Raw genomic sequence first — 19,381 nt, 5'->3', positions numbered from 1 at the left:
CGGCGGCGCGGATTCACTCGAGTCCGTCGACGAGTGCGAACAGCTCGTCGTCGGAGGCGGTCTCGAGGTCTTCCTCGCGCCGTTTCTTGGTCTTTGCGGTGGTCTGGTCGCCGATGACCTCCAGCAGCCTGCGCAGCCGTTCGCCTGCTTCGGCCCACACCGGTTCGTCGCCCGCCCCGTCCCGCAGCGCGGCTTCGAGCCGGCCGATCTCGGCCAGCACCGGCTCCGCGGCGTCGTCCGGGCCGTCCGGCAGCAGTTCGGTCCGCAGCCACGCGGCGAGTTCGCTCGGGGTCGGGTAGTCGAACACGAGCGTCGCGGGCAGTTGCCGCCCGGTCGCGGCACCGAGCCGGTTGCGCAGTTCCACCGACGTCAGCGAGTCGAACCCGAGGTCCTTGAACGCCTTCCGGTCCTCGATCGCCTCCGCCGAGGCGTGCCCGAGCACGATCGCCACCTCGGTGCGCACCAGTTCGGTGAGCACCCGCTCCTGCTCCGCGCGGCCCAGTCCGGCCAGCCGGCTGGCCAGGTCCCCTTCGGGGCGGGCCGACGGCTCGGCCGCGGTGCTCGCCATCCGGCGGATCTCCGGCAGGTCCCGCATCAGCGGCGCGGCGCGCAGCCCCGCCGTGCCCGGCCCCGAGGCGAGTTCGGTCCAGTCGACGTCCATCACGGTGAGCACCGGGTCCGGTCCGCGCAGGGCCTCGCCCAGCGCCCGCGCGGCCAGCCTCGGGTCCATCGCGGGCATCGCGCCGCGTTCGAGCCGTTTGCGCGCCGCCTCGGTGGACTCGGCGAGCCCACCACCGGCCCAGACACCCCAGGCCACCGTCAGCCCGGCCAGCCCGCGCGCCCGGCGATGCTCCGCCAGCGCGTCCAGATACGCATTCGCCGCCGCATAGTTGCCCTGCCCAGGACCACCCAACGTCGAAGCCGCCGACGAAAACAGCACGAACGCATCCAGCTCGAGATCCGCGGTCAGCTCGTCCAAGTCCTTCGCCGACGCGGCCTTCGCGGCCAGCACCGACTCCAAACGCGGCACCGAAAGCCGGTCCAGCACGCCGTCGTCCAGCACGCCCGCGGTGTGCAGCACGGAGGACAGCTCCGGACCGCACCACTCGACCAAGCCCGCCAACGCCGACCGCTCCGTGACGTCGCACGCCACCACCTCGACCGAGGTGCCCAGCGCGGCCAGTTCCGCGACGGTCGCGGCGACCCCGCGTGCCGAGGGACCGGAACGGCTGGTCAGCACGACCCGAGGCGCGCCCTGTTCGGCGAGCCACCTCGCGACATGCCCGGCGATCGCGCCGGTGCCGCCGGTGAGCAGCGCCGTACCTCGCGGCGTCCACGGCTGCGACGCCGGTCGTCCGGCGTGCACGAGCCGACGGCCGAGCAGCCCGGCCGAACGGAGCGCGACCTCGGACTCGCCGCACCCGGCGAGCACCGAAACCAGCCGCGCACCCGCACGCTCGTCGAGCGTCTCCGGCAGGTCGATCAGCCCGCCCCAACGCTCCGGGTGTTCCAAGCCGACCACCCGGCCCAGACCCCACACCTGCGCCTGCACCGGGCTGACCAGGGTCTCCCCCGGCCCGGCCGCCACCGCGCCCCGGGTCGCCAGCCACAGCGGGGCGGTCACCCCGGCGTCGCCGAGCGCCTGCACCAGGCCGAGCGTCGCCGCCAAGCCCGCCGGCACCGAAGCGTGCCCGGCGGCCGGCGTCTCGTCCAGGGCCAGCAGCGAAACCACCCCGGACACCGCATCGCGGTCGATGTCAGACAGCAGCGCGGTGAACTCGGCACGGTCCACCGTCCCGGCCGGGCATTCGACCACGGTCACGTCCGCGCCCCGGGTTTCCAGCGCTGCCAAGCAATCCCGGGCAGTGTCGGCGTTCGGCGCGACGACGAGCCAGGTCCCGGACAACACGCGGGCGTCCGGCTCCGAGACCGGAGCCCAGGTGATGCGGTAACGCCAGTTCGCGGTGGTCGACCGGTCCTGTTCGCGTCGCCGCCAGGAGGCCAGCGCGGGCAGCACCTCGTGGAACGGCCGCGTGCTGTCCACCGACAGCGAGTCGGCGAGACCGCTCAGGTCGCCCCCTTCGACCGCCGCCCAGAACTCGGCGTCGGCCGCGCTGTCCTGGACCTCCGTCGCGCCGGCCTTCGGCAGCTTCAGGATGCCTTCCGGCCAGAACCGTTCCGTGCGGAAGGCGTAGGTCGGCAGGTCCAGCCGGTGGCCGGCGGGCAGCACGGCGCGCCAGTCCACGTGCACGCCGCGCACGAAAGCCTGCGCCAGCCCGGCCATCAGGCCGGTGCCGTCCTTGCGCTGCAAGGGGACGAACGCCGCGTCGGCCGGGCTGAGCGCGGACAGCGAACCGTCCGGGCCGACCTCCAGGAACACCGAAATCCCCTGCGCCACAAGGGACTCCACCGCCTCCCCGAACCGCACCGGGCGACGCGTCTGCGCGGGCCAGTACTCGGCCTCGCAGTCAGCGACCAGCTCACCGGTCAACGCACCCGCCCACAACAGCTCCGGACGCGCATACGTGAGCCCTTCAGCCACTTCGCGCAGCTCATCCAGCACCGGATCCATGGCGGCGGAATGGAAGGCGTGGCTCACCCGCAGCCGCCGAACCCGGTTCCCGCGCTCCTTCCAGAGCGCGACAAGCTGGTCGACCGCCTCGACTTCACCGGAAACCACCACCGACTCCGGACCGTTCACCGCCGCGATCGACATGCCGTCGACCAGCGTCTCGGCCACCTCGGCCTCCGGCGCGTTGATCGCCGCCATCGCACCACCCACCGGCAACGCCTGCATCAACCGAGCACGAGTAGCGACCAGACGACACGCGTCAGGCAGAGAAAGCACGCCAGCCGCATACGCCGCGGCGACCTCACCCACCGAATGCCCGACCACCGCATCCGCCCGAACACCCGCGGCGCGCAACACCTCGAACAACGCCACCTCGAAGGCGAACAATCCCGCCTGCGCGAACAAGGTCTGATCGCCGTCCCGGGTTCCCGGATCCAGCACCACATCCCGGACCGCAACGCCCAGCTCCAGCTCCAACAGACCCGAAACCCGGTCGAAGGCCTGGGCGAACACCGGGTTCGCCTCGTAGAGGTCCCAACCCATACCAGCCCACTGCGAACCCTGACCCGCGAACACCAAACCGACCCGAGCACCCGGATCCGCGACGCCCGAAACCACCGAACCCGACGACACTTCCCCGATCAGGCTGTCCAGCCCGCTCAGGAGATCGTCGCCCAGCACCACGGCCCGGTGCTCGAACACCGACCGCGTAGTCGCCAACGACCACCCGACATCCACCGGATCCAGCCCCCGGCCGACCATCCACTCGCGAAGCCGACCCGCCTGCGCGGCCAGCCCGTCCGCGCTGCGGCCCGACAACACCCAGGCCGTGGGATCGTCGGCCGGCACCGCGGCCGCGGGCTCCGGCGCGGGAGCCTCCTCGACGATGACGTGCGCGTTGGTGCCGCTCATCCCGAACGCGGAGACACCGGCGCGGCGCGGACTTCCGGCGGCCGGCCACGGCGTGTTCTCGGTGAGCAGCTCGACCCGGCCGGCCGTCCAGTCCACATGCGACGACGGGTGCTCGGCGTGCAGCGTGCGCGGAATCTCCTGGTGCTGCAACGCCAGCACCATCTTGATCACACCAGCGACACCGGCCGCGGCCTGTGTGTGCCCGATGTTCGACTTCACCGAACCCAGCCACAGTGGACGGTCCCCAGCCCGTTCCTGGCCGTAGGTCGCCAGCAACGCCTGCGCCTCGATCGGGTCACCGAGCCTCGTCCCCGTACCGTGCGCCTCCACCACGTCCACATCGGACGCCGACAACCCGGCATTCACCAACGCCGCCCGAATCACCCGCTGCTGCGAAGGACCATTCGGCGCCGTCAAACCATTCGACGCACCATCCTGATTCACCGCCGAACCCCGCACCACAGCCAGCACTCGATGGCCGTTGCGCTCGGCGTCGGAGAGCCGTTCGACGACCAGCATGCCCACGCCTTCGCCCCAGCCGGTGCCATCCGCGTCGTCAGAGAATGCCCGGCACCGCCCGTCGGTGGAAAGCCCTTGCTGGCGCGAGAAGTCGACGAAAGTGCCGGGGTTGGCCATCACGGTGACCCCGCCGGCCAGCGCCAGCGAACACTCGCCCGACCGCACCGCCTGAACCGCGAGATGCAGTGCCACCAACGACGACGAACACGCCGTGTCGATCGTGACCGCGGGCCCTTCCAGACCGAGCACATAGGACAGCCGCCCCGACAGCACACTCGTCGAGTTGCCCGTCATCAGGTGCCCTTCGGCACCGGAACCGGCTTGGCCGGACAGGGTGACGCCGAACCCGTAGCCGGAAGCGAAGCCACCGGCGAACACGCCGGTAGCGGTGCCCTTGAGCGCGGCGGGGTCGATTCCGGAGCGCTCCAACGCTTCCCACGAGGTCTGCAGGAGCAGTCGCTGCTGCGGGTCCATCGCCAGCGCCTCGCGCGGGCTGATCCCGAAGAACGCCGCGTCGAACTCCGTGGCGTCGCGCAGGAACGCGCCCGACTGCGTGTAGGAGGTGCCGGCGCTGCCCCGGTCGGGGTCGTAGAACCCTTCCAGATCCCAACCGCGATCGGTCGGGAACGCACCCACCGCATCCGTACCCGAACGCAACATCTCCCAGAACTCGTCCGGACTCGCCGCACCACCCGGGAACCGACACGCCATCCCCACGATCGCCAACGGCTCGTCCACCGGCACCGCCGCCACGGGAGCCGCGGCCACGGGGGCGGTCAGGTCGCCGGTCAGTTCCTCGCGGAGGAACGCGGCCAGCGCCACCGGCGTCGGGTAGTCGAACACCACCGTCGCGGGCAGCCGCTCGCCGGTCGCCGCCCCCAGCCGGTTGCGCAGCTCGACCGAGGTCAGCGAGTCGAACCCGAGGTCCTTGAACGCCTTCCGGTCCTCGATCGCCTCCGCCGAGGCGTGCCCGAGCACGATCGCCACCTCGGTGCGCACCAGTTCGGTGAGCACCCGCTCCTGCTCCGTCGGGTTCAGCCCGGCCAGCGTGCGGGCGAGGTCGCCCTCGCCGCGCGTAGTGTCCGCGGCGGCCTTGGCGGAGCCGAGCCGCCGCACTTCCGGCAGCTCCTGCACCAACGGCGCGTTCCGCAGTTCGGCGGAGGACTCCAGCTGTGCCCAGTCGACGTCCATCACGGTGACCGCGGCGTCCGGTCCGTCGAGGGCTTCGCCGAGCGCCCGCGCGGCGAGCTGTGGGTCCATCGCGGGCATCAGGCCGCGCTTGACCCGTTCCCGCACGACCTCGCTCGATTCGGCGAAACCGCCGCCCGCCCAGACACCCCAGGCCACCGTCAGCCCGGCCAGTCCGCGCGCCCGGCGATGCTCCGCCAGCGCGTCCAGATACGCATTCGCCGCCGCATAGTTGCCCTGCCCAGGACCGCCCAACGTCGAAGCCGCCGACGAAAACAGCACGAACGCATCCAAATCGAGATCCGCGGTCAGCTCGTCCAGGTAACCCGCCGACGCGGCTTTCGCGGCCAGCACGGATTCCAGGCGTGGCACCGATAACCGGTCCACCACGCCGTCATCCAGCACGCCCGCGGTGTGCAGCACGGAGGACAGCTCCGGACCGCACCACTCGACCAGGCCCGCCAACGCCGACCGATCGGTGACGTCGCACGCCACCACGTCGACGGAGGTTCCCCGCTCGGCGAGCAGCGCCGCCGTCCCCGCGACGTCACGCGCACCGGCGCCGGAACGGCTGGTCAGCACCACGCGCGGCGCACCGCGCTCGGCCAGCCAGTGCGACACGTGGCCCGCGATCGCGCCGGTCCCGCCGGTGATCAGCACCGCGCCCCGGGGCGACCAGCCCTCGGCGTCCCGGCCCCGTGCGGCGCGGCCCAGCCGACGGCCGAGCACGCCCGCCGGCCGGATGGCGACCTCGGGCTCCCCGGCCCCGGCGAGCACCGAAACCAGCCGCGCACCCGCACGCTCGTCGAAGGTCTCCGGCAGGTCGATCAGCCCGCCCCAGCGGTCGGGGTGTTCGAGACCGGCGACGCGGCCGAAGCCCCAGACCTGCGCCTGCACCGGGCTCGCCAGTGTCTCCCCGGCGCCGGCCGCCACCGCACCGCGCGTAGCCAGCCACAGCGGGGCGTCGATGATCACGTCGCCGAGTGCCTGCACCAGGCCGAGCGTGGCCGCCAATCCCCCGGCCACCACGGGATGTCCCGGCGTTGAGGTCTCGTCCAAGGCCAGCAGCGACAGCACGCCGCGCACTTCGGCGGGATCGACGTCGTCGAACTCGGCCGCGATCTTGAGGCGGTCCGCTGTGCCGGCCGGGAGCCGGACCACCCGGGTCTCCGCGCCGCGCGAGGACAACGCCTCGGCGTAGCCGGTGACGTCGTGGTCCGCCGGGGCGACGAGCAGCCAGGTGCCGGTCAGCGGCCGCGGGTCGAGTCCCTCGACCGGCGTCCAGTTGATCCGGTAGCGCCAGTCCGCGGTGGCCGAACGGTTCTGCTCGCGCCGCCGCCAGGAAGCCAACGCGGGCAGCACCTCGCCGAGCTTCGTGTGGTCCTCGATGGACAGTCGATCGGCGAGTTCGGTGAGGTCGCCGTTCTCCACCGCCGCCCAGAATTCGGCGTCGGCGGCGGAGGTGGGGCTGTCGTCCGCACCGGCCTTCGGCATCGCCAGGATGCCGTCCGGCCAGTAACGCTGGTGTTGGAAGGCATACGTCGGCAGCTGCGCGCGGTTCCCCTGGGGAATCAGCGTGCTCCAGTCCACGCCCACGCCCTGCACGAACGCCTGCGCCAGCCCGGCGATCAGGCCGGTGCCGTCCTTGCGCTGCAAGGGGACGAACGCGGCGTCCGCGGTGCCGAGCGCGGACAGCGAACCGTCCGGGCCGACCTCCAGGAACACCGAAATCCCCTGCTCCACCAGCGCAGCCACCGCATCCGCGAACCGCACCGCTCCCCGCGTCTGCGCGGGCCAGTACTCGGCCTCGCAGTCAGCGACCAGCTCACCGGTCAACGCACCCGCCCACAACAGCTCCGGACGCTCGTACGCCAACCCCGCGGCCACTTCGCCCAGCTCGTCCAGCACCGGATCCATCGCCGCCGAGTGGAACGCATGGCTCACCCGCAGCCGCCGAGCACGACGGCCCTGTTCCTTCCACCGCGCCACGATGCGCTCGACCGCGTCGGCCTCGCCAGAGACCACCACGGACTCCGCCCCGTTCACCGCCGCGATCGACACCCCCGGCTCCAGCGACTCCAGCACCTCGGCCTCCGGCGCGTTGATCGCCGCCATCGCACCACCCACCGGCAACGCCTGCATCAACCGAGCACGCGCCGCGACCAGACGACACGCATCCGACAGGGAAAGCACACCAGCCGCATGCGCCGCCGCGACCTCGCCCACCGAATGCCCCACCACCGCATCCACCCGAACACCCGCGGCACGCAACACCTCGAACAACGCCACCTCAAAGGCGAACAACCCAGCCTGCGCATACAAAGTCTGATCACTGCCCGGCGTCCCCGGAACCAGCACCACGTCCCGAACCGAAACACCCAGCTCCAGCTCCAACAGACCCGAAACCCGGTCGAAAGCCTCGGCGAACACCGGACTCGACTCATACAGTTCCCGGCCCATACCAGCCCACTGCGAACCCTGACCCGCGAACACCAAACCCACTCGAGCACCCGGATCGGCAACCCCGGACACCACCGAACCCGACGACACCCCAGCCGCCAAATCCGACAAACCGCTCAGCACATCGTCCCCGACCACCACGGCCCGGTGCTCGAACACCGACCGCGTAGTCGCCAACGACCACCCGACATCCACCGGATCCAGCCCCCGGCCGACCACCCACTCGCGAAGCCGACCCGCCTGCGCGAGCAACCCGTCCGCGCTGCGACCCGACAACACCCAAGGCCGCACGCCCGACACCACCGGAGCCGGCTCCACCGCCGGAACCTCTTCGCCGGCAGGCGCTTCCTCCACGATCACATGCGCGTTCGTACCGCTGATCCCGAACGCCGACACGCCCGCCCGGCGAACCCGTCCCTCGGATTCCCAAGCCACGTTCTCCGTCAGCAATTCGACCCGGCCGGCCGTCCAGTCCACATGCGACGACGGGTGCTCGGCGTGCAGCGTGCGCGGAATCTCCTGGTGCTGCAACGCCAGCACCATCTTGATCACACCAGCGACACCGGCCGCGGCCTGTGTGTGCCCGATGTTCGACTTCACCGAACCCAGCCACAGTGGACGGTCCCCAGCCCGTTCCTGGCCGTAGGTCGCCAGCAACGCCTGTGCCTCGATCGGGTCGCCCAGCGTCGTCCCCGTACCGTGTGCCTCCACCACGTCCACTTCGGACGCCGACAACCCGGCGTTCGCCAGCGCAGCCCGAATGACCCGCTGCTGCGAAGGACCGTTCGGCGCGGACAGACCGTTGGACGCACCGTCCTGGTTGATCGCGCTTCCCCGCACCAAGGCGAGGACTTCGTGGCCCTTGCGCCGAGCATCGGAGAGCCGTTCGACGACCAGCATGCCCACGCCCTCGGCCCAGCCGGTGCCATCGGCGTCGTCCGCGAACGCCCGGCATCGCCCGTCCACGGACAAGCCCTGCTGGCGCGAGAACTCGACGAAGGAGAACGGAGTCGCCATCACCGTGACACCACCGGCCAACGCCAGCGAACACTCGCCCGAGCGCACCGCCTGAACCGCGAGATGCAGTGCCACCAACGACGACGAACACGCCGTGTCGATCGTGACCGCGGGCCCTTCCAGACCGAGCACATAGGACAGCCGCCCCGACAGCACACTCGTCGAGTTGCCCGTCATCAGGTGCCCTTCGACCCCGGCGCCGTCCTGACCGGTCAGCGCCATGCCGATGGCATAGCCGGAGCCGAAACCGCCCGCGAACACGCCGGTGGCGCTGCCTTTGAGCGTGGTCGGGTCGATCCCGGCGCCTTCCACGGCCTGCCAGGCGGTTTCCAGCAGCAACCGCTGCTGCGGGTCCATCGCCAACGCCTCGCGCGGGCTGATCCCGAAGAACCCGGCGTCGAAACCGGTGGCGTCCCGCAGGAAAGCACCGGAACGGGTGTAGGTGGTGCCTTCGCTCTCCCGGTCCGGGTCGTAGAACCCTTCCAGATCCCAACCGCGATCGGTCGGGAACGCACCCACCGCATCCGTACCCGAACGCAACATCTCCCAGAACTCGTCCGGACTCGCCGCACCACCCGGGAACCGACACGCCATCCCCACGATCGCCAACGGCTCGTCCACCGGCAGCGCCGCCACGGGGGCCACCGGCGCCGCGACCTGTTCCTGGTCGCCCATCAGCTCGCCGCGCAGGAAACCGGCCAGCGCGAGCGGCGTCGGGTAGTCGAAGACCAGCGTGGCGGGCAGCCGCAGCTTGGTGGCCGCGTTGAGCTGGTTGCGCAATTCCACCGAGGTCAGCGAGTCGAACCCGAGGTCCCGGAACGCCTGCCGGGCCTGCACCATCTCGGCCGACGCGTGCCCGAGGACCACCGCGGCCTGCGCGCGGACCACATCGGTCAGCACGCGTTCCTGTTCGGCGTGGCTGAGCCCGGCGAGCTGCTGCGCCAGCTCGCCCGCCGCCGGGGCCGCGGTCCGGTTCGCCGCGGTGGCGGCGGCCAGCCGGCGGATCTCCGGCATGTCCCGCACCAGCGGCATCCGGTGCACTTCGGCGGTGCCCGCGGCGGACCCGAGCTGCTCCCAGTCCACGTCCATCACGGTGACCACAGGGTCGGTGCCCGCCAGCGAATCGGCCAGCGCGCGCACGGCGAGCTTCGGCTCCATCGCGGGCATCGGGATGCGGCGCATCCGCGACCGGATGGCCTCGTTCGAGTCGGCCAGCCCGATCCCGGCCCACAGCCCCCAGGCGACCGACAGACCGGCCAGTCCGCGCGCCCGGCGATGCTCCGCCAGCGCGTCCAGGTACGCATTCGCCGCCGCGTAGTTGCCCTGGCCCGGACCGCCCAGCGTCGAAGCCGCCGACGAGAACAGCACGAACGCGTCCAGCTCGAGATCCGCGGTCAGCTCGTCCAGGTGAGCGGCGGCCGCCGCCTTCGCCGCCAGCACCGTCTCCAGGCGCGGCACCGTCAGCCGGTCCACCACGCCGTCATCCAGCACCGCGGCGGTGTGCAGCACCGAAGACAACTCCGGACCGCACCGGGCGATCAGCCCGGCCAACGCCGACCGATCGGTGACATCGCAGGAAACCACGTCCACCGCGGTGCCCTGCTCCGCCAGCCACGCCGCCGTCTCGGCGACGCCGGCCGCAGCGGGCCCGGAACGTCCGGTCAGCACCACGCGCGGCGCACCCTGCTCAGCCAGCCAACGCGACACATGACCGGCGATCGCGCCGGTGCCGCCGGTGACCAGCGCCGTGCCTCGCGGCGACCAGGTCCGGCCCGCACGCGGGCGAGGCACCCGCGACAGACGGCGGCCGAGAATCCCGGCCGGGCGCAGGGCCACCTCGGGCTCCCCCGCCCCGGCGAGCACCGACACGAGCCGCGCACCCGCACGCTCGTCGAAGGTCTCCGGCAGGTCGATCAGCCCGCCCCAACGCTCCGGGTGCTCCAGGCCGACCACTCGGCCCAGGCCCCAGACCTGCGCCTGCACCGGGCTCGCGAGAGTCTCGCCCAGCCCGGCCGCCACGGCGCCGCGGGTGAGCACCCACAGCGGCACGTTCTGCCCGGCGTCGCCGAGCGCTTGCACCAGGCCGAGCGTCGCCGCCAAGCCCACCGGCACCGAGGAATGCCCAGCCACCGGCGACTCGTCCAGCGCCAGCAGCGACACCACCCCGGACAGCTCGCCGAATTCGGCGCCCGCCAGAATTTCGGCCCGGTCCACGACACCGGCCGGGACCTCGGCCACGACGACCTGGGCACCACGCGCGGACAACGCGGCCGCGCACACCGGCTCGACGCCCTCGGGGACCACCAGCAGCCAGGCACCGGTCAGCGACCCGGTCCCGGGTTCCGCGACCGCGGCCCAGCCGACCCGGTACCGCCAGTTCGCGGCGGTCGAACGGTCCTGCTCCCCGCGGTGCCAGGACGCCAGCGCGGGCAGCACCTCGGTGAACGGACGCGCCCCTTCCCGCGACAGCGTTTCGCCGAGCGAAGCCAGGTCGCCCTTCTCCACGGCCGACCAGAATTCGGCGTCCGCCGCGGAGCTGACGAGCCGGCCGTCGCCAGAGGATTTGGCTGTCGGCAGGGGAAGCGCACCGGCGGGCCAGTACCGCTGGTGCTGGAACGCGTAGGTGGGCAGTTCGATGCGCCGCCCGGCAGGCAGCAGCAAGGTCCAGTCCACCGAGGCACCGCGCACGAAGGCTTCGGCCATCGACCGGACCACTCGGGCGGCGCTGTCGTCGTCGCGCCGCAGGGTGCCGCACACCGCGGCCACCACCGCGCCGGGACCCGCGGCGGCCGCGGCGTCCTCGACGGTGTCGTTCGTCGCGCCGAGAAGCACCGGATGCGGCGTCACCTCGATGAACAGCTGGTAGCCGCGGTCGGCAAGGATGCGCACGGCGCGCTCGTAGTACACCGGCGCGCGCAGGCTTTCGTACCAGTAGCCGGCGTCGAGTTCTTCGCCGGTGAGGTTCTCCCCGGTCATCGCCGACACCATCGGCACCCGGCCACGCCGCGGCTCGATCCCCGCCAGCACCGCGCGAATCTCGTCCTCCAGGCTTTCCACCTGCGCACAATGCGACGCGTAATCCACCGCCACCATCCGCGCCCGGACACCCTCAGCATCCAACTCGGACTTCAGCTCAGCCAACGCCTCCGGCTCACCCGAAACCACCACCGCGGACGGACCGTTCACCGCGGCGAGCGACAGCCGCTCGCCCCACCGGCCCAGCCGCTCTTCCACTTCGGCGGCAGCCGCGCTCACCGACAACATGCCGCCCAGACCTGCCAGGGCCTTCAGAGACTTCGACCGCAGCGCAACGACCTTCGCACCGTCCGTAAGGGACAACATGCCCGCAACAGTCGCCGCCGCGATCTCGCCCTGCGAGTGCCCGATCACGGCATCCGGACGGACGCCAGCCGCCTCCCACATCGCGGCAAGAGACACCATCACCGCCCACAACGCAGGCTGCACCACATCCGCCGACTCCAGCTCGCCTTCGAGCACATCGGACAGCTTCCAGTCCACAAAAGACCCCAAAGCCGCCTCGCACTCCGCCAGCCGCGCCGCGAACACCGCACTCGCCTGCGCGAGCTCCCGGCCCATGCCGACCCACTGCGAACCCTGGCCCGCGAACACGAACGCCACTCGGGTGCCGGACTCCGACACCCCCGAGACCAGCTCGGAAGAGGTCACCCCGGCGGACAGGCTTTCGAGCCCGCCGGACGGCTCGCCGACGACCACCGCGCGGTGTTCGAACACCGACCGGGTGGTGGCCAGCGACCAGCCCACGTCGACCGGGTCCGCGTCCGGGTTCGCCAGCGCCCATTCCCGCAACCGGTCCGCCTGCGCCGCCAGCGCGGCGCCGGACCGGCCGGACAGCACCCACGCGCCCGCGCCGGACAGCACCGGCTCCGGAGCCGCGACCTCCGCGGTGCCCTCGAAAGCGGGGGCTTCTTCCATGATCACGTGCGCGTTGGTGCCGCTGACACCGAACGCCGAAACCCCGGCGCGGCGGACCCGGTCACCGGGCGTCCACGGCCGCTTTTCGGTCAGCAGCCGGACATCTCCGGCCTCCCAGTCCACATGCGACGAAGGCGTGTCCACGTGGAGCGTCTGCGGAAGCTCTTCGTGCCGCAACGCGAGCACCATCTTGATCAGCCCCGCCACCCCGGCCGCGGCCTGGGTGTGCCCGATGTTGGACTTGACCGAGCCCAGCCACAGCGGACGGTCCCGATCACGTCCGTAGGCCGCCAGCAACGCCTGCGCCTCGATCGGGTCGCCCAGCGTCGTCCCAGTGCCGTGCGCTTCCACCACGTCCACATCGGACGCCGACAACCCGGCGTTCGCCAGCGCCGCCCGGATGACCCGCTGCTGCGAAGGTCCATTCGGCGCCGTCAACCCGTTCGACGCACCGTCCTGGTTGATCGCCGAACCCCGCACCACGGCCAGCACCGGGTGCCCGTTGCGCCGGGCATCCGACAGCCGCTCCAGCACGAGCATGCCCGCGCCCTCGGCCATGCCCATGCCGTCCGCGGCGTCCGCGAACGCCTTCGACCGGCCGTCCGCCGCGAGACCGCGAGCGTGGGAGAAGGCCAGGAACCCGTCCGGGCTGGCCATGACCGTGGCCCCGCCGGCCAGCGCCAGCGAGCATTCGCCGCCGCGCAGCGCCTGAGTCGCCAGATGCAGCGCGACCAGCGAGGACGAGCACGCGGTGTCGACGGTGACGGCCGGGCCTTCCAGGCCGAGCGCATAGGAAACCCGGCCGGACAGCACGCTGGCCGCGTTGCCGGTCATCAGGTGCGGGCCGAGGTTCTCCAGCTCCTCCTCGTCCTCCATGCTGAGCGCCAGGTAGGAAGAGCCGTAGCCGCCGACGAACGCGCCGGTCTGGGAGCCGCGCAGCGTCGCTGGGTCGATCCCGGCGCGTTCGAACGCCTCCCACGAGGTCTCCAGCAGCAACCGCTGCTGCGGGTCCATCGCGAGCGCCTCGCGCGGGCTGATCCCGAAGAATCCGGGGTCGAACGCACTGGCCTCCCGGAGGAAACCGCCGACCTGCGTGTAGGAAGTCCCCGTGCGTTCGGAATCCGGGTCGTAGAGCGCCTCCAGGTCCCACCCGCGGTCGGTCGGGAAGGTGGAGAGCCCTTCGCCGCCGGTGGAGAGCATCTCCCACAGCGTCTCGGGGCTGGTCGCGCCGCCGGGGAACCGGCAGGCCATGCCGACGATCGCGATCGGCTCGCCGTCCACCACCGCCTGCGGCGCCGGTGCGACGGCGGGCGCTTCGACGTCGGCGAGGTCCTCCAGGTCGTCGGCGAGCTGCTCCCACAGGAAACCGGCCAGTGCCACCGGGTTCGGGTAGTCGAAGACCAGCGTGGCTGGCAGCCGCAGCCCGGTCGCCGGGTTCAGCCGGTTCCGGAACTCGACCGCGATCAGCGAGTCGAACCCGAGGTCGGTGAACGGCTTGCCCGGCTCGATCGCGTCGCCGGAGGAGTGCCCGAGCACCGCGGCCGCGTGCGTGCGGACCAGGTCGACCAGCACCCGGTCGCGTTCCGCCCCGGCCAGCCCGGCGAGTTCGCGGCGCAGCCCGTCGGAAGCGCCGGCACCCCCGGTGTCCGCGGCGGCGACCGCACGGCGCGGGAGGAAATCGTCGGCCAGCACCTTCCACAGCGCCGGGATACCGGTCGCGGCGGCCTGTGCGCGCAGCGCCGTCTTGTCCAGCCGCGCGGTGACAAGGTTCGCGTCGGCGCGGCCGAGCGCGAGGTCGAGCAGGACGAGGCCTTCCTGCTCGTCCAGCGCCATCAGACCGGAACCGGTCATCCGGCGCAGCATGACCTCGTCGAGGTCTCGGCCGATGCCCGCCTCGGGCATCCACGGCCCCCAGGCGAGCGAGGTGCCCGCGAGTCCGGCCGCGCGGCGGTGCGCGGCCAGCGCGTCGAGGAAAGCGTTGCCCGCGGCGTAGTTCGCCTGCCCGGCGCCACCGAAGGCGGCGGCGACCGAGGAGAAGACCACGAAGTCGGTCAGGTCGAGGTCGCGGGTCAGCTCGTGCAGATGCCACCCGGCGTCGACCTTGGGGCGCATGACCGAGGCGAGGCGCTCCGGGGTCAGCGATTCGACCATGCTGTCGTCGATGACGCCCGCGGCGTGGAACACCGAGCCGAGCGGACAGTCCGCCGGAACGGCATCCACCACCGCGGCCAGCGCGTCGCGGTCCGCCACGTCGCACGCGACGATCCGCACGGAAGCGCCGCGCTCGGCCAGGTCGGCCGCGGTGGCGGCCGCTCCGTCCGCGCCCGCGCCGGAGCGGCTGAGCAGGAGCACGCCGTCTGCCCGGCGGGTGGTCACCAGGTGCCGGGCCACGACCCCGCCCAGCGTTCCGGTGCCGCCGGTGATCAGCGCGGTGCGCGAATCCGGCGCGGGTGCGATGTCGGCCGGGTCGAGCACCGCCAGCTGACCGGCCGGGCGGGTCAGCCGTCGGCCGTGGGCCTGTCCGTCGCGGACGGCCAGTTCCGGTTCCCCGCTGCCCAGCGCGGCGGCCAGCGCGGCGACCTCCCCGGCGACGGCGAGGTCGGCCAGCACGATCCGCTCCGGGTTCTCCAGCTGCGCGGACCGCAGCAGACCCCAGACCGCGCCGGAGGCCACGTCCGACAGGTCTTCCCCGGCCCGCACGGCGACCGCGCCCCGGGTGAGCACGACCAGGCGCGCCGGTTCGAGCCTCCGCTCGGCGAGCACGGCCTGCGTCACTTCGAGGGCGTGCGCGGTGACCTGCTGGGTCGCGGCCGGCACGTCGTCGGTGTCGCCCTGCACGCAGGACAGCACGAGCGCCGGAACGGTCTCGGCGGCGACAAGCTGCGCGACGTCTTCGTAGACCTGCACCGGAATCCCGGCCACGCCGAGTTCCTCGGCCACGCCGAACAGGTCAGCGCCGACGAGCGCCCAGTCGCCGCCGGGGATGTTCTTGTCCGCCAACGGCGTCCACTCGACGGTAAAGAACGCTTCCTTCAGCCATTCGTCCCCGGCCTGCAACTGCTCCGGCGAGACCGGCCGGGTCACCAGCGAACCCACGGAGACCACCGCGCGGCCGTCGGCGTCCACACCGGACATGCTCAGGTTGCCCTGTGCGTCCCGGCGCAGCCGGACCCGCAGCGTCGCGGCGCCCCGGGAGTGCAGCTGCACGCCCGTCCAGGCGAACGGCATCCGGATCTGGCCCTGATCGCCGTCGCCGTCCGCCTCCGGCTTCGCCGCGTCCGCGACGACTCCGGCCAGCAACGCCGAGTCCAGCAGCACCGGGTGCAGCCCGTACGCTTCCGCGTCCGCGGCCACCTGCTCAGGCAGCGCGACCTCGGCGAAGATGTCCTCACCGCGCAGCCAAACCGCCTGCAGCCCTTGGAAAGCCGGGCCGTACACGTCGGCGAGATGCACCGTGTACAGGTCGGAGATGTCGACCGCGGTGGCGTCCCGCGGCGGCCACACCGCGAGATCCGCGGTCTGGACGGGGCTGTCGGAGGCGGCGGCGATCACCGCGGCCGCGTTCTTCTCCCACTCGTGGTCCTCGTCCGGCCGGTCGAGCCGGGAGAAGACGTTCACGTCGCGGCGGCCGGTGCTGTCGGCCGCGGACACCACCACCTGCACCTGCACGCCGGTGTTGTCCGCGGGCAGCACCAGCGGCGCCTGCAAGGTCAGTTCTTCGATCAGCGCGCAGCCGACCTGCCGGCCGGCCTGCGCGACCAGTTCGGCGAATCCGGTGCCGGGCAGCAGAACGACGCCGCCCACGGCGTGGTCGACCAGCCACGGGTGCGAACGCAGCGAAAGCCGGCCCGTGCAGGCGAGCATGCCGCCGTCGGCCAGTTCCACCACCGCGCCCAGCAGCGGGTGCCCGGCGGCGCCGAGGCCCAGCGACGCCGGGTCGCCGCCACCGACGGTCTTGGTGCCGGGCAACCCGAGGGTGCCCTTCGGCCAGTAACGCTCATGGCGGAACGCGTAAGTGGGCAGTTCCACCCGCTCTCCGGCGGGGAGCACGGCCGTCCAGTCCACAGTGGCCCCGGCGACGAAAGCCTCGGCCAGCGAGGTCAGCAGCCGGGTCGCACCGCCATCGTCACGGCGCAACGTGGCGCACACGGCGGCGGGCTGGGTGCCCGGACCCGCTTCGGCGGCGGCCGCGTCGAGGGTGTCGGTCATGGAGGCCAGCAGCACCGGGTGCGGCGTGACCTCGACGAACAGTTGGTGGCCCGTGCCCGCGAGAGTGCGGACCGCCTTTTCGAAGCGGACCGTGGCGCGCAAGCTGTCGTACCAGTACCCGGCGTCGAGCGCGGTGCCGTCGAGCAGTTCGCCGGTGACGGCCGAGACGAGCGGCACCCGTCCGGTCTGCGGGCGCACGTCGGCGAGCAGGGACTTGATCTCGTCTTCGAGCTGTTCGACCTGCGCACAGTGCGAGGCGTAGTCCACCTTCACCAGGCGCTCGCGGATCCCGTCCGCCTGAAGCTGCGCACGCAGTTCGCCCAGCGCTTCGATCTCGCCGGAGACCACCACCGTCGAAGGACCGTTGATCACGGCGATCGACAGCCGCCCGTCCCACGCCCGCAGCCGCTTTTCGACGCGTTCGACCGGTTCGGTGACCGACAGCATGCCGCCGGTGCCGGTAATCGCCCGCAGCGCCCGCGAACGCAGCGCCACCACCTTCGCACCGTCCTCAAGGGACAGAATGCCCGCCACCGTGGCGGCCGCGATCTCGCCCTGCGAGTGGCCGACGACGGCTTCGGGGGTGACCCCGGCCGCTTCCCACACCGCGGCCAGCGACACCATCACCGCCCAGAGCGCGGGCTGCACCAGGTCCGCCGACTCCAGCTCGTCCTGGAGCACTTCGGACAGTTTCCAGTCCGCGAAGGGCTCCAGCGCTCGCTCGCATTCGGCGAGGCGTGCCGCGAAAACGGGACTGACCTGCGCCAGCTCACGACCCATGCCCAGCCACTGCGAACCCTGGCCGGGAAACACGAACACCGTGCGCGCCTGTCCGTGCGCGACGCCGGTCACGACCGAGGAGACCGTCTCCCCGGCGGTCAGCTCGCGCAGACCGCCGACCAGCTCCGAGCGTTCGGCGCCGATCACCACGGCGCGGTGCTCGAAGACGGAGCGGGTGTCGGCGAGCGACCAGGCAATGTCCGCTGTGGACAGTTCGGGGCGGCTGCTCGTCCAGTCGAGCAGCCGTGCGGCCTGCGCGTGCAGACCGTCCGCCGACCGGCCGGAGACCGACCAGGCGAGGCCACCCGACACCACCAGGGTCCGGACTTCGGCGACTTCGACGGTGTCCTGCGGCTGGTCTTCGGTGCTGTCCTCGGCCTCGGTTTCTTCCAGGGCCGGAGCTTCTTCGATGATGAAGTGCGCGTTCGTGCCGCTCACCCCGAACGAGGACACGCTGCCCCGGCGGGTCCGTTCGCCGGACGGCCACGGCCGCGCTTCCGACAGCAGCCGGACGTCCCCGGCCGACCAGTCGATGTGCGGCGACGGCTCGTCGGCGTGCAAGGTCTGCGGCATGCGCTCGTGCTGCAGCGCGAGCACTGTCTTGATCACGCCCGCGACCCCGGCCGCGGCCTGGGTGTGCCCGAAGTTCGACTTCACCGAGCCCAGCCACGTCGGACGGCCTTCCGCCCGGTCCTGGCCGTAGGTGGCGATCACCGCCTGCGCCTCGATCGGGTCACCCAGCGTCGTCCCCGTGCCATGCGCCTCCACCATGTCGACGTCCTGTGGGGACAGCCGGGCGTTGGAGAGCGCCGCGCGGATCACCCGCTGCTGCGAGGGGCCGTTCGGCGCGGCGAGGCCGTTGGAGGCGCCGTCCTGGTTGACCGCGGAACCCCGCACCACCGCCAGCACCGGATGCCCGTTGCGCCGGGCGACCGACAGCCGTTCCAGCACGAGCATGCCCGCGCCCTCGGCGACGCCCATGCCGTCGGCGTCGGCGGAGAACGCCTTGCAGCGTCCGTCCGAGGCCAGGCCGAGCTGACGCGCGAACTGGGTGAACATGATCGGGATCGCGGTGACGGTGACCCCGCCGGCGAGGGCGAGGTCGCATTCGCCGGTGCGGATCGACTGGCAGGCAAGGTGCAGTGCCACCAGCGAGGACGAGCACGCGGTGTCGACGGTGACCGCGGGTCCTTCCAGGCCCAGCGAGTAGGACACCCGGCCGGAAATGACCGAGGTCGAGGTCCCGGTCATCAGGTGGACGTCCAAGTCCTCTTCGGCGGCGAAGCCGTAGCCGGACAGCGCGGCGCCCGCGAACACGCCGGTCTGCGAGCCGCGCAGCGAAGTCGGGTCGAGCCCCGCCCGCTCCAGCGCTTCCCAGCAGACCTCCAGCAGCACCCGCTGCTGCGGGTCCATCGCGACCGCCTCGCGCGGGCTGACCCCGAAGAATCCGGCGTCGAATCCGCTGGCGTCGTCGATGAACCCGGCCTCGGGCTTGGGCACCGTGCCGTCCGGCTCGCGGCCGAACAGCGCCTCGGCGTCCCAGCCGCGGTCCTCCGGGAACCCGGCGACGCCATCGGCCCCGGTGGAGAGCAGCCGCCAGAACTCCTTCGGCGACGTCACCCCGCCGGGATAGCGGCACCCGATGCCGACGATCGCGATCGGCTCGCCGTAGCGGTCCTCGACGTCACGAAGGCGCTGACGCGTCTCGTGCAGATTCGTCGTCACCCATTTCAGGTAATCCCGGAGCTTCGCCTCGTCTGCCATCGGTTC

General features: G+C 72.2%; 1 protein-coding gene. It reads right to left on the bottom strand.

What is annotated here, in order from left to right:
- Positions 1-13: 13 nt before the first annotated feature.
- Entirely contained in the window at positions 14-19,375 is a 19,362-nt protein-coding gene (locus BKN51_RS44155) for a type I polyketide synthase (RefSeq protein WP_101607284.1), read from the bottom strand.
- Between the last annotated feature and the right edge of the window lie 6 nt (positions 19,376-19,381).

This window comes from Amycolatopsis sp. BJA-103 (assembly GCF_002849735.1).
Lineage (GTDB): Bacteria > Actinomycetota > Actinomycetes > Mycobacteriales > Pseudonocardiaceae > Amycolatopsis.
This window is presented reverse-complemented; position numbering and strand designations above follow the sequence as displayed.